General features: G+C 49.8%; 8 protein-coding genes. All 8 read left to right on the top strand.

Annotated elements, in window-relative coordinates:
* Positions 1-381: 381 nt before the first annotated feature.
* Positions 382-2,889: a CehA/McbA family metallohydrolase gene (locus H8876_RS09980; protein ID WP_249287625.1), complete on the top strand. Its 2,508-nt coding sequence runs from the start codon at positions 382-384 to the stop codon at positions 2,887-2,889.
* A gap of 53 nt (positions 2,890-2,942) precedes the next feature.
* Positions 2,943-3,242 (top strand): hypothetical protein, encoded by a 300-nt coding sequence (locus H8876_RS09975; RefSeq protein ID WP_249287624.1) that lies wholly within the window; start codon positions 2,943-2,945, stop codon positions 3,240-3,242.
* A 259-nt stretch (positions 3,243-3,501) separates the two neighbouring features.
* A complete protein-coding gene (purB, locus tag H8876_RS09970) occupies positions 3,502-4,938 on the top strand; it encodes an adenylosuccinate lyase (RefSeq protein ID WP_249287623.1) in 1,437 nt (478 codons plus the stop codon).
* Positions 4,939-5,013: 75 nt separating this feature from the next.
* A complete protein-coding gene (locus H8876_RS09965) occupies positions 5,014-6,345 on the top strand; it encodes an adenylosuccinate synthase (protein WP_465250745.1) in 1,332 nt (443 codons plus the stop codon).
* A 96-nt stretch (positions 6,346-6,441) separates the two neighbouring features.
* Positions 6,442-7,842 (top strand): dihydropyrimidinase, encoded by a 1,401-nt coding sequence (gene hydA, locus H8876_RS09960; RefSeq protein WP_177265078.1) that lies wholly within the window; start codon positions 6,442-6,444, stop codon positions 7,840-7,842.
* Between the two features lie 15 nt (positions 7,843-7,857).
* Positions 7,858-9,162: a M20 family metallo-hydrolase gene (locus H8876_RS09955; RefSeq protein ID WP_249287622.1), complete on the top strand. Its 1,305-nt coding sequence runs from the start codon at positions 7,858-7,860 to the stop codon at positions 9,160-9,162.
* Positions 9,163-9,199: 37 nt separating this feature from the next.
* Positions 9,200-10,336: an alanine racemase gene (gene alr, locus H8876_RS09950; RefSeq protein WP_177265080.1), complete on the top strand. Its 1,137-nt coding sequence runs from the start codon at positions 9,200-9,202 to the stop codon at positions 10,334-10,336.
* A gap of 64 nt (positions 10,337-10,400) precedes the next feature.
* Complete coding sequence (locus tag H8876_RS09945) at positions 10,401-11,750, top strand: D-serine ammonia-lyase (protein WP_249287621.1); 1,350 nt, start codon at positions 10,401-10,403, stop codon at positions 11,748-11,750.
* Positions 11,751-11,819 lie beyond the last annotated feature (69 nt).

Here is an 11,819-nt window from a genome sequence, read left to right as displayed (position 1 = left end):
TGAAATTTCAATGTTTTACAACATTTTTCCTCATAGAAAAAGCCTGACACCTTATTTCTAAGGTCGGGCTTTTGTCTACAGTCTGAGTGTTTCGATATCTTCGAAACACTCTTTTTTGCTGCTTTTCAGCTTCTTTAAAATTTCATCCCCCCTATCTCGTTTTCTTGTTTTTTTCGCTGGACATTCCCTTAAGGGTATAGGTTATAATCGATTTACTAAATTTTCTGAAATAAGTGAATTTTGGAATAATTAGGGGGGTACATCCCCTTTTAGGAAAGGAGGAACCGAAACAACAGACAACCACCAATACTTTACTGCAAAATAAAATCACAAAAAACGTTATTACAACCAACACATCATTTATTAAGAGAGGGATATTGTATGAAGAAAAAATTAATAGCTGGTATTCTGTCTCTGATCATGGCGGTGACGCCTTTCGTGTCCCTGCCGGCCATATCCTATGCAGACAGCGGAACCTGTGGAGTCAAGCAGGGAGCTACTGATATTTTTGAAGGTATGGCGACAGACGACAAAGACATTACCATTTGGAATGATAAAATGGCTGTATCGTTTGCAGTAGGCTCCAATAACTACTGGAACATGACCAAAGGAAGTATTCTGGACATCTGTGCGATCGATTCATCAGGTAAATGGGGACCGGATCTGGTCAACGACGTTGAGCTTCTGATGGATTTATGGACAGCGACAGGTGAGTACAAGGGAACAGACCTGCGAAATGACGTCAAGGTCACATCCTCGCTGTCATCAGATAAAAAAACGGTTACCGTTACATCAGAATATAGATACTGGGTGGCTGATCCTAACAAGGACGGTGTGAATGATGACGCACTGCCGCTTGATATAAAACAGGTCTATACCCTGAAAGCCGGAGACAGCCATCTTTCTATGGAAACTACAGTAACAAATCCTAACGAGACTATTGACTACGGGAACGAAACTTTGAACTCTTCCGCTGCCGGAAAAAGCAGCACGGGGATGTTTTCCGGATACTCCATCAGCACCAATGCGGCCAATATGTTCGGTCCTTACGGCTACTATCCTGATACCAAGGCCACCGGGATCGCTATTGGAAATAACGAAAACGTAAAAGAGTATTTCGGAAAATTCGTTACAACGTACAAGGATGATTATGCCGTTTCTCTGATCATGGATGGGTCCGATTCCTACAAGGGATCCTCCGGGTACAAAGATCTTTACATCAACCAGGTGATCAAAGCTAAGCAGTCGTACTCCTTCAAGGGAGAAGTCCTCGTGGAAACCGCCAATTCTACGGCCTCCGTTCTGGATCGCATCTATGCACGAGACAGTATCGGAGCTGGTGATACGGCGATGGTAAGCGGGACCGTAACAGATGAAGACGGCAAGCCTGTCGAAGGCGTAAACGTGATCGTAAAAAAAGACGGTAAGTACATGTGTACGACAAAATCCGGATCAGTAAACGGTGCCGAAGTCGATAAACCAAAGACTATCGAGCAGCCGATGGTATGGGCGATCACCGACAAAAACGGGAAGTATTCCTTCAAACTGCCGAAGACCACCAACAACTTTGACAAAGAAGGTACTTACAAATATAAGTTAAAGCTGGAAGCAGCCGGGTACACATCCCAGACTACGGATGAATTTACACTCGACAGCGATAAAACACAAAACTTTACCATCATGACGGGAGCTCCTGTCAAATTAAGTGCCAAGGATCAGAATGGCAAGGCCATTCCGTTCCGGGTAGAGATCTCAGGTGTAACCTATGAAAACAAATGTGCCGGGATCAGTACATATTTCAGTAATTCCGCAGACAAAAAAACGGATATAGAATTTAACCTGACCCAGGCAAAGGACGTGACCTTTACCGCTTCCTACGGGAAGAATTTTGAATCGAAGGCAGTACCTTATAAAACAAATGTGACTGCGGATGGTGTTGAATACGAATTTAAGATCCACGAGATCGTTGATCCGAAAGAATCCGGATGGGTATCTATGGACAACCATCAGCACTCGGACTACGGTGATGGAGCAACGACTCCGAAGGATCTGTTCAATGCACAGATCGCCGCGAAGCTCCATTATAATCTCGTTTCGGACCACGATACGCGAATCAATAATATCCCGATGAAGAAGTTCTCCGACCAGATCGGAAGGCCATACATCTCCAATATGGAAGTCTCTCCGGGATGGGGGCACTGGGGCGTTCTCAACGTTGATTTCAGCGAAAAGGAAACAGGCAACATAGTCAATGCTTCTACCGCAACTCCGCCTGAGATCATCAAAGCCGGACACGCTGCCAATGCTCTGGTAATCGTGCATCATCCGTATTCCGACTACGGATTCCTGCATAATCAGGACAGCGTCGCAGGTGGACACGCAGACGGCTGGAAAGATTTCGATCTGCTCGAACTGCAGTCAACGATATCATCCGACGGAAAGACACTGGAAGTTCTGGAGAAGCTCACTGCAGAGAACTACAAGAATATCAACCTCGATAAGCTCAGCAGCACCATCGCCAGTGCCGGCGTCTCTCAGATGGATGCCAAAGCACTTGTATCCGCATTCGCATTCTGGAATGCCGGAGAAAAGAAATATCTGAGTGCCGGGTCCGACCAGCATCAGGCGACAAATACTGCACTGTATCCAGGCATCATCCGACAGTACGCTAAGGTCGGAAAGGACAGCAAGGAAGCCGCTAAAGCCGATTCGAAGGCATACCTTGCAGCACTGAAAGATGGTCGTTCCTATGTTACCATGGGTCCGCTTTTCTTCACTTATGACGGAGAATCGTTCGGAGACACTATTTCCACAGGTAAAAAAGCGCTGAAAATCGACGCTCAGGCAGTCAACGGTCTGGAAAAAGTCGTACTTATCGAAACGGCGTAAAAGTAGAAACAAAGGCTCTGAAAGGATCCACAGACAAACAGACGCTGGAATTCATGATCGACTCTACGAATGACACGAAGTGGTACAGCTACGTTGCCATCGACAGCACCGGGAACTATGCAGTATCCAACCCGATCTGGGTGAGCGCCGAAGGCGGAACGCCAGAACCGGGCGGCGATTCTACCAAACCGGGCGGTCAGGGATCTATGGACAATGGCTCTGCTGACAAAGCCAAATCAAAGGGCTCCAATACCGGAGACAATACGCACCTGCTTCTGCTGATCCTTCTTATGACAGCTGCAGCTACCGGTGCAACGATCATGGTTATCCATAAAAAAAGACATAACGGATAACTGACAACTTCATCATAAAGCATGACTGGAGATCCGATTTTCGGATCTCCAGTTTTTATGCGAACCTGCAGTGCGTCCACCGAACTGCAGCCATTATTCCCCCACAAAACTCCCGAAATCATTGTAATCCCCTGTCATTTCATGGTATAATCATTATGTATCTTTCTGCACAGGCAGAATAACCGGCAAACCCGCGACCGCGGACTGTTTCGGGAAATCCCGGCAGCACCCCGGCGATAGATAATAAAAGGAGAGTATTATGGAAAACACACAAAGCTACACAAGTTCCCTTTCTGAACGGTATCCGAGCAAAGAGATGAAATACCTCTTTTCCCCGGAAATGAAATTCAGGACCTGGAGAAAACTCTGGATCGCACTGGCAGAAACGGAACAGGAGCTGGGCCTTCCCATCACTGACGAGCAGATCGCAGAACTGAAGGCCGCTGCCGATGATATCAACTACGACGAAGCCAAAGAACGCGAGAAGATCGTTCGCCACGACGTCATGTCCCACGTATACGCTTACGGACTGCAGTGCCCGAAAGCCAAAGGGATCATTCACCTGGGCGCAACCTCCTGCTATGTTGGCGATAACACGGACCTGATCATCATGACAGAAGCTCTGAAACTGATCCGTAAGAAACTCATAAACGTCATTTCCAATCTGGCAAACTTTGCAGGAGAACATAAAGCACAGCCGACTCTGGGATTTACCCACTTCCAGCCGGCACAGCCTACGACAGTCGGCAAACGTGCCACGCTGTGGCTGCAGGATCTCCTGATGGATCTTGAAGACCTGGATCACATCCTGGATTCCATGAAGCTACTGGGATCCAAAGGAACTACCGGCACACAGGCCAGCTTCCTGGAGCTCTTTGACGGAGATCTCTCCAAGGTACATCAGATCGACGGCAAGATCGCCGAAAAAATGGGATTCGACGGCTGCTATCCGGTATCCGGACAGACGTATTCCAGAAAAGTGGATTCCCGCGTGCTGAACATTCTCTCCGGCATCGCACAGAGTGCCCACAAATTCAGCAATGACATCCGTCTGCTGCAGCACTTAAAAGAAATTGAAGAACCTTTTGAAAAGAACCAGATCGGATCTTCCGCTATGGCATATAAGAGAAATCCGATGCGTTCCGAACGTATCGCGGCGCTTTCCAACTTCGTGATTTCCGGCGTGCTCAACCCGGCGATCACGGCATCTACCCAGTGGTTTGAACGGACACTGGACGACTCGGCCAACAAGCGTCTGAGCGTATCCGAAAGTTTCCTGGCCACCGATGGCATCCTGGAACTTTATATGAACATCACTTCCGGACTCGTCGTTTATCCAAAGGTGATCCATGCCCGCCTCATGAGCGAGCTGCCGTTCATGGCAACGGAAAACATCATGATGGATGCTGTAAAAGAAGGCGGCGACCGTCAGGTCCTCCACGAAAAGATCCGCCAGCACTCCATGGCAGCCGGCAAACGCGTCAAAGAAGAAGGTGCAGAAAACGATCTGCTCGACCGGATCGCTGCAGACCCTGAATTCCACACGACCAAGGAAAAGCTGCTGGCGATCATGAAGCCGGAAAACTTCACAGGCTGTGCCGAAAGCCAGACGGAAGAATTCCTCAAAAGCTGCGTGCAGCCGGTTCTGGACGCTAACAGGGAAGCGCTCGGCATGACGGCTGACATCAACGTATAAGAAACATATATCTCACAGATTAACATACAGAAAGGAGAGTGCTGATCCTCCTGCAAAAGCCCTGCCGGGCAAACTTTGCAGAAAGCACAAAGGCATCAGCGCAACATTTCACACATGGTCAAAGCTATCGTAGGCGCCAACTGGGGCGATGAAGGAAAAGGGAAGATCACGGATATGCTTTCTCAGGAGGCCGACATCATCGTCCGGTTCCAGGGAGGAAGCAATGCCGGTCACACCATCAAGAACAACTATGGCAAATTCGCCCTTCATATGCTGCCGTCCGGCGTATTTTACAATCATACAACAAGCATCCTGGGAAACGGTGTTGCTCTCAACATCCCGTATATGTTCCGGGAGATCAATGACATCGTCAGCAAGGGCGTTCCTATGCCGAAGATCCTGGTTTCCGACAGAGCTCAGATCCTGATGCCGTATCACATCCTCTTCGATGAATGCGAAGAAGAACGTCTGGCAGGCAAGGCATTCGGCTCCACCAAGTCCGGGATCGCGCCTTTCTATTCCGACAAATACGCTAAGATCGGATTCCAGGTACAGGAGCTTTTCCTGGACGAAGCAGAACTCCGCGACAAAGTGGAGCGTGTCTGCGTGCAGAAAAACATTCTGCTGAAGCACCTTTACAACAAACCCGAACTTGATCCGGACGATATCATGAAAACGCTGAAGGAATACAAGGAAATGGTCGCTCCTTATGTTTGCGATGTTTCCGAATTTCTCCACGAAGCTCTGGCAGAAGGCAAGGAGATCCTGCTGGAAGGACAGCTGGGAGCGTTAAAAGACCCGGATCACGGAATCTACCCAATGGTTACGTCTTCTTCCACTCTGGCAGCTTACGGTGCCATCGGAGCAGGCGTTCCCCCATATACCATCAAAGATATCATCACAGTCGTAAAAGCTTACTCCAGTGCTGTTGGCGGCGGTGCGTTCGTCAGCGAGATCCTGGACGAAGAAGAAGCGGAAGAACTGCGTAAACGCGGCGGTGACGGCGGTGAATACGGCGCTACGACAGGAAGACCTAGAAGAGTAGGCTGGTTCGATGCTGTCGCCACGAAATACGGCTGCATGACTCAGGGCACGACAGAAGTTGCTTTCACAGTATTGGATCCGCTGGGCTATCTGGATGAGATCCCAGTATGCGTGGGCTACGAAATCGATGGCGAGATCACCACTCGCTTCCCGACCACGGCCAGACTGGAAAAGGCAAAGCCTGTCCTGAAGAAACTGCCGGGATGGAAATGCGACATCACCGGCATCCGTGAATTTGATAGACTTCCTGCTGAGGCTCAAAACTATGTAAACGAGATCGAAAAGCTCATCGGCTTCCCGATCACTTACGTATCTAACGGTCCCGGCAGAGAGGATATTATTAAGAGAACGCCGCAGCTGTAAAGCGCGGCGGCATCTCGCTCCGCGCTTTTCCATGGGATCCCAGAGAAATCCGCGGATTTTTTTCATACTGTAAAGTGATCAAAATGGAGGTGTATCATGGCAGTACTTATTAAAAACGGAACCATCGTAACGGCAGAAGGCGAACGCAAGGCAGACATTTATGCTGAGGGCGAAAGCATTACCGCTATCGGCGAAGGACTGCAGCCAAAGGAAGGTGATGAAGTCATTGATGCAGAGGGTAAATACGTTTTACCTGGCGGGGTTGACCAGCACGTGCACTTTTCCTTCTCCTACAAGGGCAGCAAGACCCGTGGATTCGAAACATCCAATGCTGCTGCTGTTGGCGGTACGACAACTCTTATTGAGTTCGTAAACCAGGAACAGGGCCGAGGTCTGGTAGAAACCCTTGATGATTATCGTAAAAACGATGCAGAAGGTATTGCTATGGTCGACTATGCATTCCACAGCGTAATGACCGATCCGAGAGATGAAGTAATTGAAGAGATTCCGAAGCTGGCAGAAGCAGGCTATCCGACGATGAAGCTGTTCATGGCGTACAAAGGACAGTTCTTCCACGCTGATGACGACGCCCTTCTGAAAGCTTTGCAGAAAGGAAAAGACGCCGGCGTGACCATCATGGTCCACGCAGAAAATGCCGACATGATCGATGTTCTGACGAATCAGCTGATCGCAGAAGGCAAAACAGCGCCTTACTATCACGCAGTCAGCCGTCCGCCTGTAGTCGAAGCCGAAGCAACAAGACGTGCTATCTACCTGGCTGAACTGGCAGACGCTCCGCTCTACGTCGTACACGTTACCTGCAAGGAAGCTTTGGAAGAACTCAAGGCCGCTTACAGCCGCGGACAGAGGGTCTTCGGAGAAACCTGTGCACACTATCTGGTACTGGATGAATCCGATCTGGCCAAGCCTGGCTACGAAGGTGCCAAATACGTTTGCTCCCCTGCCCTGCGCACCGAAGAACACCGTGACGCTCTGTGGGAAGCTGTTGATCGCAAATGGCTCAACGCAATCAGTTCCGACCACTGCGGATTCGACTATGCAGAACAGAAGCATCTGGGCTACGGCGAAGGAAAATCCTTTGCAGATATCCCTAACGGAGCACCAAGCCTGCAGAACCGCCTGAACATCCTGTGGACTTACGGCGTATGTGAAGGAAAACTTTCTCCTAGCAGACTGGTAGACCTGTACGCAACGACTCCGGCCAAGGTAAACGGTCTTGAGAACAAGGGACAGCTGGCAGTAGGATTCGATGCTGATATCGTTATCTTCGATCCTGCATACGAAGGCACTATAAGCTATAAAACAAATCTGGAAGGTGTAGACTACAGCCCGTTTGAAGGATTTGCACAGAAAGGACGTCCTGAAACCGTATTCCTGCGCGGACAGAAAATCGTAGAGGATGCCAAGTACATAGGCCATAAAGGTCAGGGCAAGTTCGTTCCTGGAAAGCCGTTCGGCGCATCCTACGAATGGTAGAAACGGCGGACTTTTATGACACTACAGACTAACGAAAAACGACTTCTTGACAACCTGCACACCCTGCGAACTTTCACCGACACCCCGCAGGACGGCGTGACACGGTTTTCCTACGGTACGCAGGATGCCAGAGCAAGAGAATACATCATAAAACGAGCAGAAAACTGCGGCTGCAGTGTATCCATCGATGCGCTGCAGAACATCCGCATTGGACTTCCCACCAACAAACCGGGACGTAAAACCGTCTTGTCCGGCTCCCATATCGACACCGTGCGAAACGGCGGCTGGCTGGATGGTATCTACGGCGTCTGCGGTGCGCTGGAAGTCCTGGAGACCCTGGCAGAAAATCCAGATTCACTGAAGGATGCATCCTTCAACTATGAGCTGGTGATCTTTGCAGAAGAAGAAGGCTCCGGTTTCGGTTCTACCATGACCGGCAGCAAATTCATCACCGGGATCTACGCAGAAGCCGATCTGGACAAACTTGTCAGCGATACCGGCATGAGCCTCCGGCAGACTCTGCAAAGCCTCTCGCCATACGGGCCGGATGGCAAAACGATCGTCTACAACACAGGCGGTTTGTCTCAGGAAGCACTGCAAAACGTTCGCTGGGATTTTGATCAGGTCCAGACTATGCTGGAGCTTCACATCGAACAGGGTCCTGTGCTGGACAGAGAAGGCCTGAGCCTTGGGATCGTGGATTCCATCTTCGGCATGCGGGTCATCGAGGTGACACTTACCGGCGTGGGAAATCACGCGGGAGCTACTCCGATGACAGAACGGTACGATGCTCTGTGCACTGCGGCGGAATGCATCCTGGCGGCGGAAGCCCATGTCAAAACCGACGATGACAAGCGAACAGTCGTTACCTGCGGTAAAATGGACATCGAGCCAAACTGCTCTAACGTTATCCCGGAAACGGTGAGATTCTCTCTGGAAGTCCGTGATAAGGATGAAACGAAAATCGATCGCTTTATGAATGAGATCATCGATCTTATCGTTGCGATCGCAGAAAAGCGTCAGGTGAACTGCGAGATCAAAGAACATTCCAAATCAAGTCCGCTCCATCTGACCGACCGTCTGATCGATGCGATGTCAAAGCATGCAGCCGCACTTGATCTGCCATATAAAGTCATGGACAGCGGTGCCGTGCATGATGCCTGCATGATCGCAAAATATGCACAGACAGGTATGATTTTCGTTCCAAGCATCAACGGACGGAGCCATGTGCCGGAAGAAAATACAAACGATGCAGATATCGCGGCCGGTGTTCAGTTCCTGCTGGATACCGTGCTTCATGAACTGCATGAAGTAAAATAATCGGATTTACACAATCATAAAGGAGGTGCCCTCGAACTTGTACAAAGATGCCTTACGCGCAGCCTGGGCTGAGATCAATATTACTAATCTGGACTTTAATATCAAGCAAATCAAGGAGAAGGTCGGATCCGGTGTCAAGATCACCGGTGTGGTGAAAGCGGATGCTTACGGCCATGGATCGGTGCGCGTCGCAACCGTTTTGCGAGCCAACGGAATCGAATCCTTTGCAGTAGCCACCCTTTCGGAAGCGGTGCGCCTGCGAAAAGCCGGATTCCTGCTGGAGGAGATCATGGTTCTCTCTCCGATCCCGGAACCTTATATCGACACCATCATCGAGCACCGACTGTCACCTGTAGTCTGCGATTACAAAAATGCGGAGGCTATATCCAAGGCTGCAGCCGCAGCCGGCATCATCATAAAAGGCTATATCGCGGTAGACACCGGTATGGGCCGGATCGGCTACAGCGACGACGTTACGTCTGTGGAAGATGTGAAGATGATCGCCGGGCTTTCCAATTTCAAGATCAACGGACTGTTTTCCCATTTCGCTACAGCAGATGCCGCCGATAAAACGTATGCGACGGTACAGGAGCAGCGTTATATGAGCTTCTACAAGCAGCTGCTGAAAGAAGGGATCGATATCCCGCTCAGAACTTTGGGAAACAGTGCGGCTGTCATGGAGATCAACTCGGCTTATTACGATATGGTGCGCCCCGGCGTTATTCTCTACGGTCTATATCCTTCTGACGAAGTGGACCGGTCACAGCTGGCTCTGCGCCCTGCAATGTCCATCAAGGCCAATATCATTCATTTGAAAAAAGTCCCTGCAGGCAACAGTATCAGCTACGGACGCAAGTTCACGACTCAGAGAGACAGCTTGATCGCTACCATCCCGGTAGGCTATGCCGATGGTCTTCCTCGACCTTATTCTGCAAAGGGCAAGGTCATCGTCAACGGAGTTTATGCCCCGATCGCCGGTACGATCTGTATGGATATGTGCATGATCGATGTGACCCACGTACCATATGTGCGTCTCGGTGACGAAGTGACCATCATGGGCAAAGACGGCATCTACGAGATCACAGCGGACGATATCGCCCGCGAAACCGGCACCATCAACTATGAAGTGGTCTGCGGCTTCGGCCAAAGACTTCCAAAGGTGTATGTGTATTAAAACAAAAAAAGAGTCAGGATCTTAGATAATTCTTCGATCCTGGCTTTTATTTCTCTATGTTCCTATGAAAGATTATGCAAAACAACTGATTAAAGAAAATACGATCTTCGATACGATCAGCAGACAGGAAGAAGTCTTTTGGCTCAACGATAAATGCCTGCCATTCGACATGATCGACGGACTGTGTCAGCTGGTGGTATCCGATAAAGACATTCAGGATGCCGAAGCGCGCCTTAGCCGCTTTGCACCATTTATAAAAGCCTGTTTCCCGGAAACAGAAGCAACGGATGGCATCATCGAATCGCCTTTGCAGGAGATTCCGGCAATGCAGGAAGCATTGCGTGAATATGGGTCCTCTAAACTCCCTGGAAAATTTTTGCTGAAAATGGACAGCCACCTGGCAGTAGCCGGCTCTATCAAAGCTCGCGGCGGAATCTACGAAGTTCTGAAACACGCGGAAGAGCTGGCGCTTGCGACCGGGAAACTTAAGATCACCGATGACTACACCATACTGACCACCCCTGAATGGAAGGATTTTTTCGGACAGTACACAGTGCAGGTAGGTTCCACAGGAAATCTGGGGCTTTCCATTGGCATCAGCAGTGCTGCAGTAGGTTTTCGCGTGAAAGTCCACATGTCCGCCGATGCAAAGCAATGGAAAAAAGATCTTCTGCGCAGCAAAGGCGTAGAAGTTGTAGAGTATGATGACGATTATTCCAAAGCGGTTGCAGAAGGCAGACGGCTTTCTGCACAAGATCCTCGCAGCTATTTTGTGGATGATGAAAATTCAAAGGATCTGTTTCTTGGTTATGCGGTAGCCGCCTCCCGGCTGGCAAAGCAGCTGGCGGAACATCGGATCACTGTGGATGAGGATCACCCTTTATTCGTCTATCTTCCGGCAGGCGTAGGCGGCGCTCCCGGTGGCGTGGCCTATGGGTTGAAACGGATTTTCAGAGACAATGTCCATTGTTTCTTCGCAGAACCGACTCACTGCCCTTCTGTACTGCTGGGAATGGCGACGGAACGATACGAGGATGTGAGCGTGAGAGACTTTGACATCGACGGGATCACAGAAGCCGACGGCCTCGCCTGTGCAAGTCCGTCTGGATTCGTGACGCGGATGGATCGCAATATCGTATCCGGAGATTTTACGGTAGACGACGTCCGCCTTTATGAATTTATGCGCATGCTGAGCGATACAGAAGATATCCGTATCGAACCATCCAGCTGCGCGGCTTTTCTGGGGCCTCTGCAGGTTGCAAAGACTCCTGCCGGACACAACTTTCCCAACGGTCACGGCATCACCAACGAAAAACTGCAAAACGCTGCCCATATCTGCTGGGCCACCGGCGGTGCACTGGTCCCGGAGGATGTATGGGAGGAATGGTTTAAAGAATACAAACTACCGCGTTAGATATTTACACTTTCTTCCATAGAATATAATTTCAGATCCGAAGAGAGTTCTGCCTCTTTTCGGATTTTT

It is taken from the genome of Lentihominibacter faecis, from assembly GCF_014306095.1.
In the GTDB taxonomy this organism is placed as follows: Bacteria; Bacillota; Clostridia; order Peptostreptococcales; family Anaerovoracaceae; genus Lentihominibacter; species Lentihominibacter faecis.
Note: the sequence above shows the minus strand (reverse complement) of the source record. Positions and strands in the feature narration are given on the sequence as shown.